The following is a 17,414-nucleotide window of genomic DNA, read 5'->3' as shown; positions in this document are numbered from 1 at the left end:
CATAAAGACATGTAAGCATCAATTTTAAAGAGTTTCTCTTCTGTTAAGAATGAAAACTAATAATGTTTTGATCTGTAAAAGGCGGAGTTTCTATCTTTTTAACTCATTGTTTTATATATTTTTCTATAAATAGCGTGGTTGGCTTGAATGATTGTAATTGTAAAAAATATGGCACATATTATAAGAACAGTTGAGCCAGCTTTTTAAAATATGGTGAATAACATACCAAGCGGACTCTACCCCCAAGCTAGACAGCAGCGATTCTTGATATAAGCATAATTAAATTGTGGTTCTATTAGATCTGTTGAATGCCTAAGAAGAATTAAGAGGATGACAAAGTGGATAATTCAGAAGAACAAAAGCACATACAGGAAAATAACGGTTTTGCGCGAATTGAGCCATATACTCATCCTGCTGGCGGGTGGGGCGCACTGCTAAGTGTTGCTCGAAACTTAAAGCGACAAGATATTTTAGGTAAAGGTTCAATTACCTTACTCAACATTAACCAACCTACAGGTTTTGACTGTCCCGGCTGTGCATGGCCAGAAAAGAAAGATGCTCATGCCTTTAACTTCTGTGAAAATGGTGCAAAAGCAGTTGCCTTTGAAGCAACCAGTAAAACAGTGACTCCTGAATATTTCGCAGGGCATACCGTCAGTTGGTTATCAGAACAAAGTGACTTTTTCCTCGAAGACTTAGGCCGCTTAACAGACCCAGTTCGCTATAATGCTGCAACCGATAAATATGTGCCTATTTCATGGGACGATGCATTTAAACTCATTGCTCAACATTTACATGCGCTAGACAACCCAGACCAAGCGGCATTTTATACTTCGGGTCGTGCCAGTAACGAAGCAGCATTTTTATATCAATTGTTTGTGAGAAGCTTTGGTACAAATAACTTTCCAGACTGCTCGAACATGTGTCATGAAACCACAAGTGTTGGCTTACTTGACTCGATTGGTTTAGGAAAAGGCACAGTCACCCTAGAAGACTTTGACGTAGCCGATGCTATTTTTAGTTTTGGTCATAACCCCGGCACCAACCATCCACGTATGTTAGGTACTTTGCGTGAAGTATCTAAACGTGGCGGCAACATTATTGCGATTAACCCAATTAAAGAGCGAGGTCTTGAGCGTTTCCAAGACCCGCAAGCACCTCTTGAAATGATGACCAACGGCAGTACGCCAATTAGTCGTTATTATTTCCAACCTAAAATTGGGGGCGACTATGCACTCATGTTAGGGATGTTAAAGCACTTAAATGAGTGGGATAAAAAAGCACTTGCCTCAGGTAAACCAAGCGTTTTTGACCGAAACTTTATTGCGGTGAATACCGTTGGTTTTGATGAAATGATTGCTGAGGTTGAAAGAACTGAATGGGCAGATATTTATAAACACTCAGGGTTATCGCCTGAACATTTAGAAAAACTCGCCAAACTCTTTTTAGAATCAGAGCGTTCAATTTTCTGTTGGGGAATGGGTATCACGCAACACCGCCACGGCACAGCTAACGTACATATGCTGGCAAATTTATTGTTGGCGCGTGGACAAATTGGCAGACCGGGTGCAGGGCTTTGTCCAGTTCGTGGGCACAGTAACGTGCAAGGCGACCGAACCATGGGTATTAATGAACTGCCTAGCCCTAAATTACTCGATAACATTGACCGCGTATTTGGAATTAAATCACCGAGAAAAAATGGGCATGGTGTTGTTGAGACCATTAAAGCCATGGCTGAAGGCGAGGTCAAAGTCTTTATTGGTTTGGGTGGGAACTTTGCAGTTGCAACGCCAGATACGCCGTATACCCAAGAAGCACTTAGAAAGTGTAATTTAACCGTTCATGTCGCAACCAAGTTAAACCGTAGCCATTTGGTGTGTGGTAAAGATGCACTAATTTTGCCATGTTTAGGTCGTACCGAAATTGATGAGCAGCTTCATGGCCCACAAGCAATTTCAGTTGAAGATTCAATGAGTAATATTCATTTGTCAGCAGGACGTAACGCTCCAATTTCTGACAATATTTTGTCTGAACCAGATATTGTCGCCCGAATGGCTGAAGCAGTGCTTCCAGACAGCCAAATTAAATGGAAATGGTATATCGAAAGCTACGACCGTATTCGTGATTCAATTGCCGATGTGTTTGATGAGTTCCATGACTTTAATTTACGCGTCTATAAACCGGGCGGTTTTCATCTAGAGCATCCAGCCAATCAGCACATCTGGAATACAAAAAGTGGTAAAGCGCAGTTTATGATTACACCGCTGAGTGAGGTGTATGCCGATAAGGAAAATCAGTACGCTGCCGCATATACCGACAGTAAAGTTTATACCTTAATGACCACGCGTTCTCATGATCAATACAACACTACTCTATATGGTCTAGATGACCGCTATCGTGGGGTCTTTGGGCAACGCCGTGTGTTATTTATGAACCAAGCTGATATTGATGAAGCTGGTTTTGAAGCAAACCAATGGGTTGATATCGAAAGTGTTTTCTCGGACGGTGTAAAACGTATCGTGCATAGTTTCCGTATTGTGCCGTACAACATTCCGCGAGGCAGCTTGGCCGCTTACTATCCGGAAACTAATCCTTTGGTGGCGTTAAGCAGTCATGATAAATATGCCAAGATTCCTGCTTCAAAAAGTGTTCCTGTGATTTTGCATCCCGGAAATGCGCCAGAGCATTTTAACTTGGCAACAGCAGTTGCGCCTGAAGACGCTGATAAGAAAGTAAGCAACCTTTAATCAAAGGCAATATTAAAAAATGTCATCCAAACAAATGGCGCTCTAAACAAGCGCCATTTTGAAATAAAGGAAATAATTTTGACACCACATTCCTATGGGGTTGAAACATTACCAGTACAGCGGTTTAACAAAAACGACTCTGAAAATGTTTTAGATCATATTGTGCAAGAGTACCCAATTGCCTTGGTGTATAACGACATTTCGCATGCGGTGATGATGGCGACACCAACAGATGTCGAATTATTTGCCAAAGGTTTTAGTCTCTCAGAAGGCATTTTAACCAGCTTAAAAGAGCTATATGCACTTGATGTACATCAAAATGAATTGGGTATTACGGTGGAAATGACCATTTCATCGAGAGCATTTGCTGCCTTAAAAGAACACCGCCGCATGATGGTAGGCCGTACAGGCTGTGGTTTATGTGGAATTGAAAGCTTAGAGCAGTTTCAGTTAGATGTTCCAAAAATTACAACACATGCATCAAAAATATGGCTTGAGCAAATTCCGAGTGCCATTTCCCACTTAAAAGCCCAGCAAGAAATTACCGCTTTAACGGGTGGCGCACATGCCGCAGCATGGGTGGTTGATGGTCACATCGTCGCTTTATTTGAAGATGTCGGCCGCCATAATGCTTTAGATAAATTAATAGGTTATTTAGCACAAGAAAACTACGACACCAGTTTAGGTTTTGTGGTGATGACCAGTCGTGCAAGTTATGAACTGATACGAAAATGTGCCCAGCTGAATATAAGTCTACTGGCATCAATTTCAGCACCTACCAGCATGGCCATTCAATTAGCCAAGCAATCTGGCCTGACTTTGGCAAGTTTTTGTAGGGGAGATAGATTTGTTTTATATACAGAAATTTAAAATATATTGTTCAAGATGATGAGCCTGAAATAAAGCTCATCTGACATTTCTTTGGCTTTTAAGCTAAGGATAGGTTTTATGGATTATTATAAAACTCTAAAGGTTCAGAGTCTGTCCAAATGTCTTGGTTACAATCAATAAAAGAATGGGCAAAACGTCTAAAGAAACAAATTATTATGCTTTGGTTTGCATCAAAGCATCCTCAAATGCCGTGGTTACCCAAAATTATTGCTGTGGTGGCTGTGGCTTATGCTTTTAGCCCCATCGACTTAATTCCAGATTTTATTCCTATTTTGGGCTTTATTGATGATGCCATCATTTTACCAATGCTCATTTGGCTAGCAGTTCGTTTTACGCCTCAACAAGTCATTTTCGATGCAGAACAACAAGCTGAAGAATGGCTGGATGAACATGAAAAACGACCAAAAAACTATTTGGTTGCCGTACTCATTATTTTAATTTGGCTCACACTCGCTGTCATGGCTTACTTTTATTTTGGTGGTGGGTTGTGACTAAACTGAGTTTTGAGACCCTGTACTAATTTATACCCTTAACATTGTGCTTTGCTACAACTCAAAGGATAATAACGTTTTTATAAGCTATGGGTTGCAGACAATGAAAATCGTCGCAGATGAAAACTTGGCATTTACCGATTACTTTTTTTCTGAGTTTGGCGATATTCAACACAAAGCAGGGCGCACTTTAACCCATGCAGATGTAAAAGATGCTCAAGCTTTATTGGTTCGTTCGGTTACTGCAGTTAACGCAAGTTTAATTGAAAACACAGCATTAAAATATGTGGGCAGTGCCACAATCGGGACCGATCATTTAGATATTGCGGCGTTAGAAAAACAAGGAATTACATGGGCAAATGCGGCTGGTTGTAATGCCCAAGCGGTTGCTGAATATGTCATTACTGCTTTACTTCATTTAGATGCAAACCTTTTAGAACAACAAGAAAAATTTACCCTAGGTATTGTTGGCCTTGGCAACGTCGGTAAGCGCTTGGCTTATATGGCTCAGTTACTTGGCTGGAATGTAATTGGCTTTGACCCATATGTGAAACTAGACACAATTGAAAATGTAAGTTTAGAAACTCTGTTGCAACAAGCCAATGCCATTTCAATTCATGTGCCGCTTACAAAAAACGGTCAACATCCGACATATCATTTGTTTGATGAAAAAGCTTTTGCAGCGCTTCAACCTGACACGATTTTAATTAATAGTGCACGTGGTCCAGTCGTGAAAGAAGCCGCTTTAATGGAAGATATTCAACGTACACAGCGTAAAGTGGTGCTTGATGTATTTGAGCATGAACCAGTCATATCAGAAGAACTCATAGACATGTTGGCTTTAGCAACACCGCATATTGCGGGTTATAGCCTTGAAGGAAAAGCCCGCGGTACCCAAATGATTTATGAAGCGTTTTGCCAAAAATTTGGATACGACATTAATAAGCGTTTTGAAACTCAGCTACCTGCATGCGAAGACTATTTTTCAGGATATGATTTAAAAGCTGTATTAAAGCAAAAACTATCTCAAATTTATGATATTGCTCAAGATGATGCCAACATCCGTGCTTGTATTAAAGACGGCAAAGTAGAGCAAAAAGCATTTGATTTATTACGTAAAAATTATCCGCTGCGCCGTGAATGGGCAGCACATGGGGGACCACAGGCATGAGTTTAAGCTATCAACCTACTTGTTCAATTGATGCCTTAAAAGCACGTGCCAAGCTCTATACCCAAATTCGTCAGTTTTTTGCTGAACGTGATGTCATGGAAGTCGAAACACCAATCGTTTCACAAGCAGGTGTCACCGATGTACATTTAGCTTCGGTTCAGGCTTTGCGTCATATTAATGGCAAATTGCAAACTCAATATTTACAGACTTCACCAGAGTTTGCCATGAAGCGTTTATTGGCGAGCGGTAGTGGGCCGATTTATCAAATCTGTAAGGTGTTCCGAGATGATGAACACGGGCGTAAACACAACAGTGAATTTACCATGCTTGAATGGTACCGTCCGGGTCTGGACTTAAAAGCGTTAATGCATGAAACAGCCGATTTATTGCAAACCTGTTTGCAACATCGTTTTGGTGAAGTTCGCCCGTTTATTTTAAGTTATAAACATGCCTTTCAAGATCGTCTTGATATCAACCCTTTGCAGGCAACTTTGAAACAACTCAAAGATACCGCAAATCGTGTGGGATTAAATCTCGACTTGGGCGATGATCGCCTAGCTTATATGGATTTGTTGTTTTCTCATTTTGTTGAACCAAGTTTGGGTTTTGATGCTCCAGTTTTTTTAACTGACTTTCCACCAGAAATGGCCTCTTTGGCAAAAGTGAAAGTCGATGAAGATGGGGAAGAAGTTGCGGCGCGTTTCGAGGTTTATATTGAAGGCTTAGAGCTAGCCAATGCCTACGATGAATTACTCGATGCAGATGTGTTACGTTCACGCTTTGAAGCAGATAATGCAGAGCGGGCTAAGCAGGGTCTTCATGTTATGCCTTTAGATGAGCATCTGTTAGCTGCATTGCCTCATATGCCGGAATGCTCAGGTATCGCTTTAGGTGTAGACCGTTTACTCATGGTTGCAATGGATCAGGTCAAAATTGAAAAAGTAGTGACTTTTCCAGCAGAAATTGCTTAAAAGCTGACAAATAAAAAAGCCACAATATTGTGGCTTTTTTATTTAGGGTTTATTCAGCTTAAGCTTGTTGAATACCTGCAACAACCCAGTCTTGCTGAGAGCCAGCAGGTTTAACAAAGTGCCAGATTTCGGTAAACGGTTGTGGCAAGCTGTTTAGGTCTTCACTTACTGTACCAGTGAAACGTACGCTTACCACGTATTGACCATTTTCAGTCGCACTGTCTACAACCATCGCATTCAAGTTACTAAATTCAGCAACGTCTTGATCTTGGTTTTCCATAATGTCGTTATACATAGAACTATAAAGTTCTGGTGTTAAGTAACGGCGAATTTCTTCAATGTTACTTGCAGTATTCATCGATTGGATGTGATTAAAACGTTGACGTGCAATACGTAAGAACGCAGCTGGTTCACTACCATCTGGAAGTTGATTGCCATTGCTCGTTGTTACACCACCAAAAGGTGCTTGCGTTGCTGAACCGCCACCCACAGATTGACCAAAGATATTTGTATTATCGCCAGCATTACGTGGAGCTGCTTGTGGTGCAGCAGAACGGCCAAATGGGTTTTGACCGTTACTATTTGGTGCGTAAGGGTTGTTACCCGCTAATTTTTTTTTTGATCCCAATTTACGGAATACAAAGAAAGCAAGAGCTGCGGCAAGCAATACCCAAATCCAACCTGGGATTCCACCTTTTTTCTCTTCTTGAGCTTGAGCCTGAGTGGCTTGCTGTTCAGTTGATGTCGGTTTGTCATCAGCTAAAGCATTTGCTGCAACAGCACCTACGGCAGCACCAGCCACACCAGCTGCAACCATTGAACCAACGCCTGGACCAGATTTCTGAGGCGCTGTAGTGGTTTGTTGAACTGGAGTCACTTGACGAGGTTGTTGATAAGACTGGCTTGAAGTAGTCGAACGTGCCATACCGTGGCTTTTACCACCACCTGCACGTTTAGCTTCAGCAAGAGGAGAAATTGCTAAAGCAGCCATTAAAATACCGGTAATCAAGCCACGCTGGTGTACTTCCATAGGAAATTCCTGTTTAAAGTTAATTTGTAATAGTATTTATGCAGGCTTTTACTCTAAATTTCAACTATAAAAGTATGTTTTTTTATGTCAATTCATCACTGAGTTGCATAGCTTCTGTCAATGCTTCATGTAAGCGCGCAACAGCAATAACTTGTACGCCCGGAATTGCCTTTTGAGGGGCGTTTCCTCTTGGTAAAATGACATATTTAAAGCCATGTTTCGCTGCTTCTTTTAAGCGCTCCTGACCGTTAGGAACAGGGCGAATTTCACCAGAAAGACCAACTTCACCAAAAACTGCAAGCTGTTGGGGCAATGCTTTAGTACGTAAACTTGAAGCACATGCAAGTAAAACAGCCAAATCAGAACCTGTTTCGGTAATTTTTAAGCCACCTACAATGTTGACGTATACATCTTGTCCAGTGGTTTGCACGCCACCATGACGATGCATGACAGCAAGCAGCATGTTCAAACGGTTTTGTTCAAGACCAAGTGCAACACGTCGTGGTTGTCCTTGAGCATCATCAACTAAAGCTTGCACTTCGACCAAAAGAGGGCGAGTTCCTTCACGGCTAATCATGACAATTGAGCCGGGAATCGCTTCATCATAACGACTTAAGAAAATAGCAGAAGGATTGGCCACTTCACGTAAGCCTTTATCAGTCATGCCAAATACGCCAAGCTCATTCACTGCACCAAAACGGTTTTTAACAGCACGAATCATTCGATAACGTGAGTCTGATTGACCTTCAAAGTAAAGTACGCAGTCCACCATATGCTCTAAAACACGCGGACCTGCCAGTGCACCTTCTTTGGTCACGTGACCAACAATGAATAGCGCCGTGCCACTATTTTTTGCATAACGGGTTAATAAAGCAGCAGATTCACGAATTTGTGAAACACCACCCGGAGCAGATTGGAGGGTTTCTGTATAAAGAGTTTGAATCGAATCTAGAATAGCGACTACAGGTTTTTCTTGTTCTAAAACTTCACAAATGCGTTCTACACAGGTTTCAGCCATGACTTTTAATTGGTCGGTTGGCAGATCAAGACGTTGCGCACGAAGAGCTACCTGAGATAAAGATTCCTCACCCGTAATATAAAGCGCAGAGCTTTTTGCGCTTGCCATATGGGTCGCAGTTTGCAAAAGAATGGTTGATTTACCAATACCGGGGTCACCACCAATCAGCACCACAGAACCTGTCACCAAACCGCCGCCAAGCACTCGGTCAAATTCGCTAATGCCTGTAGGTAAGCGGGTTTCATGAGAAACGGAAACTTTATTTAGTGTTGTAATATTAGCAACTTGTCCAGCATAGCCCCCAATTTTAGGACGTGCACGGTGAGCAGTGGTTGGCTCAAGTTTAACTTCAGTCAGAGAATTCCATTCACCACACTCTGAGCATTGACCAGCCCATTTAAGATGATCGGCACCACATTGCTCGCAACGGTAAACAGTTTTGACTTTGCTCATAAAAAATTGAAATTTTGCTCGATATTATATAAATATAGTTCTTAGGAAGTTCTTCATTCTTGTTTCCTAAAATTTTCATAAAAGATAATGAGGAAATTTGAAGGGATCTTCTAAGGAACTAATAAGGGAAAGACATCAAAAATAACACGATATTGGATTTTTACAAGTCAGATAAAGTTTGTTTTCAGTGGATATAAAAAATCTAATCTATTCCCCAAGGACGGTGTTTTTACTGGAGTATGTATCTAGCTGTTTATTATAGATATGGCATGGATATTGCTGAAGTGAAAACGAACAAAATAATATGAGTATTGTATTTTTAGAAATACAAAAGGTTGATATCTATGAGTGCAGCAGAAATTGTTGATTGGGTAAATAGTATTATATGGAGTAAGGCGCTTATCTATTTATGTTTGGGCGTTGGTTTATTCTTTTCTATTTTGACAAGATTTGTTCAGGTCCGCCAAATTAAAGAAATGGCTAGACTTTTAATAAAAGGTACTTCTTCAGAGCAGGGCGTTTCATCTTTTCAGGCATTATCAGTATCTTTAGCAGGTCGTATTGGTGTAGGTAACATTGCGGGTGTTGCAGCAGCAATTGGCTTTGGTGGACCCGGTGCAGTTTTTTGGATGTGGATGGTTGCATTCTTTGGTGCCGGTACAGCTTATGTAGAGTCGACACTCGGTCAGCTTTATAAAGTTGAGTATCAAGGACAATATCGCGGTGGCCCAGCATTTTATTTTGATAGAGGACTAGGTCAGCGTTGGTTAGGAATTGTATTTGCTATTGCAGCAATTGTCGCTTGTGGTTTGTTTTTACCGGGTATTCAAGCAAATGCAGTAGGTAAGGCATTTACCCAGATTACGGGTGAAGGCGCAATTGTTTTTGGTGATGTTGGTGTCTATAAACTCGTTGCTTTGGTTGTCGTGATTGGTTTACTGGCTATCCTCATCTTCGGTGGGATTAAACGAATTGCTCAGTTTGCTGAACTGGTTGTACCTTTCATGGCAATTGGTTATTTCCTCATGGCTGTTATTATTGTTGTGGTTAACATCTCAGATCTTCCAAAAGTATTAAGCCTGATTTTTACAGATGCATTTACGCCAATGGCGGGTCTTGGCGCTGCAATTGGTTGGGGGGTGAAACGTGGTGTTTATGCCAATGAGGCAGGCCAAGGAACAGGGCCACACGCAGCAGCGGCAGCTGAAGTTCAACATCCAGCTCAACAAGGTTTAGTCCAATCTTTTTCAATTCACTTTGATAGTATAATTGTTTGTTCTGCTACTGCATTTATGATTTTAATGACAAGCCAATATAATGTTCAGGGGGCTTTAGAAGCAGGTCAATTCATTGTTCAAAATGTTCCTGCCTCGACTGAAATTGGTTCTCCTGCATTTACACAAATGGCAGTGAGCACTATTTTTGGTAATTTTGGTCAGATCTTTGTTGCTTTAGCGGTATTCTTCTTTGCTTTCACCACTATCGTAGCTTATTACTATATTGCAGAAACAAACCTTGCTTATTTGAGCTACATTACAAAATCACCGTCATTATTGTTCATTGTGAAATGTTCAATCATTCTTGCTGTAGGTTATGGTTTACTAAGTGCCACAGGCTATATCTGGGGTATTGGTGATATTGGTGTCGGCTTAATGGCATGGATTAATATTATTGGTATTGTTGTAACGTACTTTATTTATAAACCAACGATTAAGGCGTTAAAAGATTACGAAGAACAACAAAAAGCGGGAGTAAAAGAGTACACATTTGACCCTATTAAATTAGGAATTAAAAATGCGACATTCTGGGAAGAGCGCTTGAAGAAAAACCAAGAATTGAATGCGCAAGTTAAGAAAACAGGAAGCTAGATTTTAACAACCAAATAGCTAAAAAGGTGGTCATATTGACCACCTTTTTTCATATGAGATTGATCAATAAATGAGAAACTGGATGTTCCAAAAAAGTGCGTTGTATTGCTATGGGCTTGTGCGTATTATCGGATTTAATTGTATGTAGCTTGGAATCATCAGCAATACAGACAAATTGGTTAGCTGAAAAGTTGTCAAAAAATATACATTTAAAAGATACCTGCAAATGGTGCGATATCGTCTTTTTGATTTGAATTTAGCTAACGGACTAAAAAAATTACTGGAGTGTATTTATAAAATGTCGAATCAAAATCTGAGCGAGCCTCATGAACAAGGTGAGCTCCATCGAAGCCTCTCCAATCGGCATTTACAGCTGATCGCGATTGGTGGTGCAATTGGTACCGGATTATTTATGGGATCAGGCAAAACAATTAGCCTTGCTGGTCCATCAATCTTATTCATTTATTTGATTATTGGTGTGATGGTGTTTTTTGTCATGCGTGCGCTTGGCGAATTACTTCTTTCAAATCTTGCCTATAAATCATTTATTGACTTCACAACAGATTTAATCGGTCCATGGGCAGGTTATTTTGTAGGGTGGACATACTGGTTATGTTGGATCACGATTGGTATCGCTGACCTCTCTGCAATTATCTACTACTTACAATTTTTCAATAATGGTCTACCTTTCTCGCCTGTCGAAGGAGCAATGATTAGTGTTGCCGCGATTGTATTTATTATGGGTTTAAACCTGTTAACAGTTCGCTTATTTGGTGAGTTAGAGTTCTGGTTTGCACTCATTAAGATTCTTGCGATTATTATTTTAATTGCTGTGGGTCTATGGATGATCTTTACAGGCTTTACCTCAAGTACAGGTGAAGTTGCTTCATTTACTCATCTTTGGGCTAACGGTGGTTTCTTCCCAACGGGTGTACATGGCTTCTTGGCAGGCTTCCAAATCGCAATCTTTGCCTTCGTTGGTGTAGAACTTGTGGGAACAACAGCTGCGGAAACGAAAGATCCAGCACGTAACTTACCAAAAGCAATTAACTCAATTCCAATCCGTATCATTATTTTCTACGTATTGGCATTGTTGATTGTGATGTCTGTAACACCTTGGAATAAAATTGATCCAGCGATCAGTCCATTTGTGAACTTATTCAGTCAAGCAGGGGTGGCAGCAGCAGCGATCTTAATGAACTTGGTGGTATTGTCATCAGTGATGTCGTCAATGAATAGTGGTGTCTTCTCAACAAGCCGTATGTTATTCGGTTTATCTCGTGAAGATCAGGGACCAAAAGCTTTTGGTAAATTGAACAGACGTGCAGTACCTGCAAATGCATTGTATTTCTCTGCTGCGTGTTTATTGTTAGGTGCCGCATTACAGTATTTTGTACCAAATACAGTTGAGGCATTTACGCTTGCAACAACACTTTCAACGATTCTGTTCATTTGCGTGTGGTTACTCATTATCTGGAGTTATATCCGTTACTACACTACGCGTCCTGAGCTGCATGCAAAATCAACATTTAAATTACCAGGCGGTCTATTTACATGTTGGATCACGATTATTTTCTTTATTGGCATGATTTATGTGCTGTCTTTAGAACCAGATACGTTCAAAGCGCTTAAAGTCAGCCCAATTTGGTTTCTCATCTTGATCATTGGTTATTTCTTCTTCTATAAACCACGTCATAAAAAGTAATTAAATTTATTTGGTTATGATCAAACGCTGGCTGAAAAGCTGGCGTTTTTTATGCATATTGTTTTTCTCTTTAAGTTTACTCTTTAGCCGCCTGCATGATCACGGTATACTGCATCGAATTGTTTAAATCAGGTGCTCAGATGCGTCGTGTCATTTGCCTCATCAGTTTATTGAGCAGCAGTATTTTGCTTAGCGCTTGTGGTCAGTCAGGAGCATTACAGCTACCTTCTGATCCGAATTATGACAAACGTGCGAAATACTTGCTCTATCGTAATAAAGAACAGAAACAAGTTGTGCAACAGGATGAACAGGCTGAACAGTCAGTTGAAGCATCAGCCCCAACCCAAACAACTTCACCTTAAGCTTTGAAATAAGGACACATTCATGAGTTTCACTCGCATTAATGGAGTATTGCACGCAGAGCAATGTTCTATGGAGCAGCTTGCGCAGCAATTTGGCACACCTTTGTATGTTTATTCAAAAGCAGCTTTTGAAAAACATTACTTAGATATGGACCGTGCTTTTGATTTTATTGATCATCAAATCTGTTTTGCGGTGAAGTCTAACTCAAATTTAGCTGTTTTGAATGTATTGGCAAAACTTGGTGCTGGTTTTGATATCGTATCAGGTGGGGAACTAGCACGTGTTTTAAAAGCGGGTGGAGATGCATCTAAAGTTGTTTTTTCTGGCTTGGGTAAAACTGAAGCTGATATTGAAACATCGTTAAATGTAGGCATTGCTTGCTTTAACGTAGAGTCTTATGCCGAACTAGACCGTCTTCAAAAAGTTGCAGCTCGTCTAGGCAAAAAAGCGCCGATTTCTTTACGTGTAAATCCAGACGTAGATGCAAAAACACATCCTTATATTTCAACTGGCCTTAAAGAAAATAAATTTGGTATTCCAAGTGATACCGTTTATGAAACTTATCAATATGCTGCATCTTTGCCAAACCTTGAAATCATTGGAATTGACTGCCACATCGGTTCGCAATTGACCGAGACTAAACCGTTTGTTGATGCTTTAGATCGTGTCATGTTGATGATCGAAGAATTGAAAAAACTTGGTATTACTCTTAAACACATCGATATCGGTGGTGGTTTGGGTGTTTGTTATAAAGATGAAACGCCGCCAAGTGTTGAAGAATATGCCAACTCAATGAAACCTGCTTTAGAAAAGTTAGGTCTCAAGGTTTATATGGAACCGGGTCGTAGCATTAGTGCAAATGCAGGTGTGCTTTTAACCAAAGTTGATTTGCTCAAGCCAACGAGCCACCGTAACTTTGCCATTATTGATGCAGCAATGAATGATTTAATTCGTCCTGCTTTATATGAAGCTTGGATGGATATCCAACCTGTAGTGCCAAGTTCAGATACTGAAGAAAAAACTTGGGATCTCGTTGGAGCAATCTGTGAAACAGGTGACTTCATTGGTAAAGATCGTTCATTGGCTTTAAAAGAAAATGACTTGTTAGCTGTTCTTGGCGCTGGCGCTTATGGTTTTGTAATGAGTTCAAATTACAATACGCGTGGACGTGCCGCAGAAGTGATGGTGTCAGGCGATAAAGCCCATTTGATTCGTGAGCGTGAAACGGTTGAATCTCTGTGGGAAAATGAACGCTTGTTGCCTGAGGAGTAAATGAAATGTTGTTAGAATTTACTAAAATGCATGGCCTAGGCAACGACTTTATGGTGGTTGATCTAATCAGCCAACGTGCCTATTTGGATACAGAAACAATTCAACGCTTAGCCGATCGTCATTTTGGCATCGGTTTTGATCAGCTTTTAATTGTTGAACCACCAGATTTACCGGAAGCAGATTTTAAATATCGTATTTTTAATGCTGATGGTTCTGAAGTTGAACAATGTGGTAATGGTGTACGCTGTTTTGCTCGTTTTGTACATGAGCGCCATTTAACGACCAAAACAAGTATTACTGTCCAAACCAAAGCAGGTATTGTAAAACCTGAATTGGGACAAAATGGTTGGGTTCGCGTCAATATGGGGTACCCGAAGTTCTTGCCGAATGAAATTCCATTCATTGCAGAACAACCAGAAGCTTTATATACACTTGAGTTAGCTAACGACCAGAACATTAATATTGATGTGGTCAATATGGGCAATCCTCACGCCGTAACGATTGTTCCAGATGTATTAACTGCAGATGTTGCTGGCATTGGTCCACAAGTCGAGTCACATAAACGTTTCCCTGAACGTGTTAATGCTGGCTTTATGCAAGTAATTGATGAAAAACATGTGCGTTTACGTGTATTTGAACGTGGTGTTGGTGAAACATTAGCTTGTGGTACAGGAGCTTGTGCGGCTGCGGTAAGTGGTATGCGCCGTGGCTTACTTGCGAACTCAGTTGAAGTTGAACTTGCTGGCGGTAAGTTACAAATTGAATGGCAAGAAGGCGATGTGGTTTGGATGACTGGTCCAACAACTCATGTATATGATGGGCGTTTGGATTTACGTTATTTCCAAGGCTAATCGCATTACCAAAATAGAAGTCTCTTTTATTATCTAAAATGATAAAAGAGACTTTCTTTTATATGTAGAATAATTTTATAACTTTATAAAAATATGAATAATTTAATTTTCTTACCCGGTGCATCAGGCAGTACGACATTTTGGCATCCCTTAATTGAAAAATTACCTCAGCAGTATCGTACAAAAATTATTGGTTACCCCGGTTTTGGCGATACACCAGAATCCCTTGAAGTGAAGAGTTTTGAAGACCTAACAAATTATGTGGTCGATCAAATTCATGATGAGTCTGTAATTATTGCTCAATCAATGGGTGGGATTTTTGCCGTTGCCGCAGCGTTACAAAAACCTCAACTGGTGAAAGGGCTGGTTTTGATTGCAACTTCTGGTGGAATTAACCTTAAGCGATTTAATGTGCAAGACTGGCGTGAAGCATATCGCCAAGCATTTTTAAAATATCCAGATTGGTTTATTACTACGAGTGCAAACTATGAAGAATTGCTGTCAGATATAAATATTGAGACATTATTAATCTGGGGTGATCAAGATCCAGTAAGCCCAGTTGAAGTAGGAACATACTTAAATCAAATATTTAAAAATTCAAGGCTGCATATTGTTAAAGGTGGAGATCATCAGTTGGCAGAAAAACATGCTGATGAAGTGGCCGCACAAATTAAAGATTATTTAAAAAAGATGAGGTAAGTCTTTTAAAAAGCGTGCTATGTGTTAGCACGCTTTTTAAAATTTACTTTTTACTCAAAGCTAATTTCAAAGCAAACAACACAAAAATACTGCCAGTAATTCGGTCCATATATTTCACAAATTTAGGTTGCTTAAGATAACGTGACAGTGGTTGCATAGCCAAAATTAATAAAGTTGACCATAACATTCCAATCACCACATGAATCATTACCAGTCCCATCACCCAAGTAACTGCTGATGCTTGTGGTGGAATAAACTGTGGAAGAAATGAAATATAAAAAATACCAACTTTGGGATTAAGTAAATTACCCAAAAAGCCTTTAATAAACCAATTTTGTGAAGGAGAGGTATTTGAACTATTCTCTTGAATATCTGCAAGTTGGCTACGTGGTTTTAAAATCATATTTAAACCTAACCATGCTAGATAGGCTGCTCCCATCCATTTTAGAATATTAAAAGCGAGATCAGATGCCATGAGCAAAGCACCTAGACCACAGGCAACCATAATTCCCCATACAATACAGCCAAGGCTAATGCCGACCGCTGCTTGAAATGCTTTCGATTTACCTTCAAGTGTTGCTGTACGAATAATTAAAGTCGTATCCAGACCCGGGGTCAGTGTAAGTAATGTAATGGCAATTAAATAAGGGATGAGTATGGTGGTCATGGCGGCATGGTCCAATGAATACTTGGTTTAAATTGTAATATATAAATTAGATCAGCATTAGGTTGTGCGATATCAAATTTTCATGATCACATAGTTTTTGATACACTCAAAAAAATGAGCAAATAAATGGAGAGCAATTTGGATTTTGCATTACAACTGCTCTCAATGTGGTTAAAAGAAAGAAAAATACAGAATCAATCTGAGCACACGATTACTGCTTATGAACGAGATGTTAAAAGCTTTCTTGAGTTCTGCGAGCACAAACAACTAGATTTGAGAAATATTGAAGCTTCAGATTTAAGAGAGTACTTAGCGCAGCGTGTCGAACAGGACCAGTTAAGTTCAAGTAGTATGCAACGCCATCTCACTTCAATTCGCCAGTTTATGAAGTGGGCTGAACAAGGCAAATATCTAGAAATTAATCCTACTGACGATTTTAAGTTAAAACGCCAACCTAGACCTTTACCAGGCATGATCGACATAGAAACAGTTAATCAAATTTTAGATCAACCTATGCCTGAAAAACCAATTGATCAGCAGCTTTGGTTAAGAGACAAAGCGATGCTCGAGTTACTTTACTCAAGTGGTTTACGTCTGGCTGAATTGCAGGGATTAACTGTTAAAGATGTAGATTTTAATCGCCAACTTGTTCGTATTACAGGTAAAGGAAATAAAATACGTATAGTACCATTTGGGAAAAAAGCAAAAGAAAGCCTATTGAACTGGTTGAAAGTTTATAAAATTTGGAAAGGACATTTTGATCAAAATGATTCTGTCTTTATTTCCTTACGAGGAGGGGCGCTCACTCCAAGGCAAATTGAAAAACGTGTGAAGCTTCAAGCACAAAGGGCAGGTGTAAATGTCGATTTACATCCGCATTTACTCAGACATTGTTTTGCTAGCCATATGCTATCGAGTAGCGGTGATTTGCGTTCAGTACAAGAAATGCTAGGCCATAGTAATTTATCTACGACACAAATTTATACGCATATTGATTTTGATCATTTAGCACAAGTATATGATCAAGCTCATCCAAGGGCTAATAAAAACTAAAATTTAAAAATAGACTCAATAAATAGATAATTAAATTGAGAAGTTTTAGGTGAATGTAGAGATCATTTGTATTTTTTTACAAATTTGTTTAAGAGAAATAGTCAAAACAGCCAAATTGACCATTTTGATCTTTGGGTATTTTGTGGACGACTGGGTCTAAAAAA

15 protein-coding genes are annotated in these 17,414 nt (G+C 39.8%); 12 read left to right on the top strand and 3 right to left on the bottom strand.

Translation table 11 applies throughout. From position 1 onward, the window contains the following. The first annotated feature begins 338 nt into the window (after nt 1-338). From AW165_RS02545 to epmA, 5 genes are all read left to right on the top strand, one after another. Nucleotides 339-2,747, top strand: a complete 2,409-nt coding sequence (locus tag AW165_RS02545) for an FdhF/YdeP family oxidoreductase (RefSeq protein ID WP_060464882.1) — start codon at nt 339-341, stop codon at nt 2,745-2,747. A gap of 78 nt (nt 2,748-2,825) precedes the next feature. Next, on the top strand, nt 2,826-3,617 hold the full coding sequence (gene fdhD, locus AW165_RS02540; RefSeq protein WP_060464881.1) for a formate dehydrogenase accessory sulfurtransferase FdhD: 792 nt from the start codon (nt 2,826-2,828) through the stop codon (nt 3,615-3,617). A gap of 119 nt (nt 3,618-3,736) precedes the next feature. Beyond that, on the top strand, nt 3,737-4,129 hold the full coding sequence (locus tag AW165_RS02535; RefSeq protein WP_014207422.1) for a YkvA family protein: 393 nt from the start codon (nt 3,737-3,739) through the stop codon (nt 4,127-4,129). Nucleotides 4,130-4,232: 103 nt separating this feature from the next. Then, nucleotides 4,233-5,300, top strand: coding sequence for a 4-phosphoerythronate dehydrogenase (locus tag AW165_RS02530; RefSeq protein WP_060464880.1), 1,068 nt, complete (start codon nt 4,233-4,235; stop codon nt 5,298-5,300). After that, nucleotides 5,297-6,271 (top strand): EF-P lysine aminoacylase EpmA, encoded by a 975-nt coding sequence (gene epmA, locus AW165_RS02525; RefSeq protein ID WP_060464879.1) that lies wholly within the window; start codon nt 5,297-5,299, stop codon nt 6,269-6,271. The genes AW165_RS02530 and epmA overlap by 4 nt, the downstream gene beginning before the upstream one ends. A 58-nt stretch (nt 6,272-6,329) precedes the next feature. Here epmA and AW165_RS02520 read toward each other — a convergent pair whose 3' ends face one another. Both AW165_RS02520 and radA read right to left on the bottom strand, forming a co-directional pair. Next, a complete protein-coding gene (locus AW165_RS02520) occupies nt 6,330-7,301 on the bottom strand; it encodes a Tim44 domain-containing protein (RefSeq protein WP_060464878.1) in 972 nt (323 codons plus the stop codon). Between the two features lie 82 nt (nt 7,302-7,383). After that, entirely contained in the window at nt 7,384-8,772 is a 1,389-nt protein-coding gene (gene radA / locus AW165_RS02515; RefSeq protein ID WP_005073053.1) for a DNA repair protein RadA, read from the bottom strand. Between the two features lie 344 nt (nt 8,773-9,116). Between radA and AW165_RS02510 the strand changes: the two genes are divergently transcribed. The 6 genes from AW165_RS02510 to AW165_RS02485 all read left to right on the top strand — a co-directional run bounded on the left by AW165_RS02510 (nt 9,117) and on the right by AW165_RS02485 (nt 15,530). After that, nucleotides 9,117-10,640, top strand: coding sequence for an alanine/glycine:cation symporter family protein (locus AW165_RS02510; protein ID WP_014207419.1), 1,524 nt, complete (start codon nt 9,117-9,119; stop codon nt 10,638-10,640). Between the two features lie 298 nt (nt 10,641-10,938). Further along, a complete protein-coding gene (locus tag AW165_RS02505) occupies nt 10,939-12,345 on the top strand; it encodes an amino acid permease (RefSeq protein WP_032052326.1) in 1,407 nt (468 codons plus the stop codon). A 140-nt stretch (nt 12,346-12,485) separates the two neighbouring features. Beyond that, nucleotides 12,486-12,707 carry an LPS translocon maturation chaperone LptM gene (lptM, locus tag AW165_RS02500; RefSeq protein WP_016140224.1) on the top strand — a complete coding sequence of 74 codons (222 nt, stop codon included), beginning with the start codon at nt 12,486-12,488 and terminating at the stop codon, nt 12,705-12,707. A gap of 22 nt (nt 12,708-12,729) precedes the next feature. Then, nucleotides 12,730-13,980, top strand: a complete 1,251-nt coding sequence (gene lysA, locus AW165_RS02495) for a diaminopimelate decarboxylase (protein WP_060464877.1) — start codon at nt 12,730-12,732, stop codon at nt 13,978-13,980. A gap of 5 nt (nt 13,981-13,985) precedes the next feature. Beyond that, a complete protein-coding gene (gene dapF / locus AW165_RS02490; RefSeq protein ID WP_002118553.1) occupies nt 13,986-14,831 on the top strand; it encodes a diaminopimelate epimerase in 846 nt (281 codons plus the stop codon). Nucleotides 14,832-14,924: 93 nt separating this feature from the next. Next, nucleotides 14,925-15,530: an alpha/beta fold hydrolase gene (locus AW165_RS02485; protein WP_060464876.1), complete on the top strand. Its 606-nt coding sequence runs from the start codon at nt 14,925-14,927 to the stop codon at nt 15,528-15,530. A 43-nt stretch (nt 15,531-15,573) separates the two neighbouring features. Here AW165_RS02485 and AW165_RS02480 read toward each other — a convergent pair whose 3' ends face one another. Continuing rightward, nucleotides 15,574-16,197 carry a LysE family translocator gene (locus tag AW165_RS02480; RefSeq protein WP_060464875.1) on the bottom strand — a complete coding sequence of 208 codons (624 nt, stop codon included), beginning with the start codon at nt 16,195-16,197 and terminating at the stop codon, nt 15,574-15,576. A 165-nt stretch (nt 16,198-16,362) separates the two neighbouring features. Here AW165_RS02480 and xerA point away from each other — a divergent pair, with 165 nt between their 5' ends. Further along, nucleotides 16,363-17,250, top strand: a complete 888-nt coding sequence (xerA, locus tag AW165_RS02475; protein WP_081410519.1) for a site-specific tyrosine recombinase/integron integrase — start codon at nt 16,363-16,365, stop codon at nt 17,248-17,250. Nucleotides 17,251-17,414 lie beyond the last annotated feature (164 nt).

It is taken from the genome of Acinetobacter sp. LMB-5, from assembly GCF_001541635.1.
Lineage (GTDB): Bacteria > Pseudomonadota > Gammaproteobacteria > Pseudomonadales > Moraxellaceae > Acinetobacter > Acinetobacter pittii.
This window is presented reverse-complemented; position numbering and strand designations above follow the sequence as displayed.

Coding starts and splice junctions, on each gene's coding strand:
- AW165_RS02535 (WP_014207422.1), top strand. CDS start 3,737: ATGTCTTGGTTACAATCAATAAAAGAATGGGCAAAACGTCTAAAGAAA.
- AW165_RS02530 (WP_060464880.1), top strand. CDS start 4,233: ATGAAAATCGTCGCAGATGAAAACTTGGCATTTACCGATTACTTTTTT.
- epmA (WP_060464879.1), top strand. CDS start 5,297: ATGAGTTTAAGCTATCAACCTACTTGTTCAATTGATGCCTTAAAAGCA.
- AW165_RS02520 (WP_060464878.1), bottom strand. CDS start 7,301: ATGGAAGTACACCAGCGTGGCTTGATTACCGGTATTTTAATGGCTGCT.
- radA (WP_005073053.1), bottom strand. CDS start 8,772: ATGAGCAAAGTCAAAACTGTTTACCGTTGCGAGCAATGTGGTGCCGAT.
- AW165_RS02510 (WP_014207419.1), top strand. CDS start 9,117: ATGAGTGCAGCAGAAATTGTTGATTGGGTAAATAGTATTATATGGAGT.
- AW165_RS02505 (WP_032052326.1), top strand. CDS start 10,939: ATGTCGAATCAAAATCTGAGCGAGCCTCATGAACAAGGTGAGCTCCAT.
- lptM (WP_016140224.1), top strand. CDS start 12,486: ATGCGTCGTGTCATTTGCCTCATCAGTTTATTGAGCAGCAGTATTTTG.
- lysA (WP_060464877.1), top strand. CDS start 12,730: ATGAGTTTCACTCGCATTAATGGAGTATTGCACGCAGAGCAATGTTCT.
- dapF (WP_002118553.1), top strand. CDS start 13,986: ATGTTGTTAGAATTTACTAAAATGCATGGCCTAGGCAACGACTTTATG.
- AW165_RS02485 (WP_060464876.1), top strand. CDS start 14,925: ATGAATAATTTAATTTTCTTACCCGGTGCATCAGGCAGTACGACATTT.
- AW165_RS02480 (WP_060464875.1), bottom strand. CDS start 16,197: ATGACCACCATACTCATCCCTTATTTAATTGCCATTACATTACTTACA.
- xerA (WP_081410519.1), top strand. CDS start 16,363: ATGTGGTTAAAAGAAAGAAAAATACAGAATCAATCTGAGCACACGATT.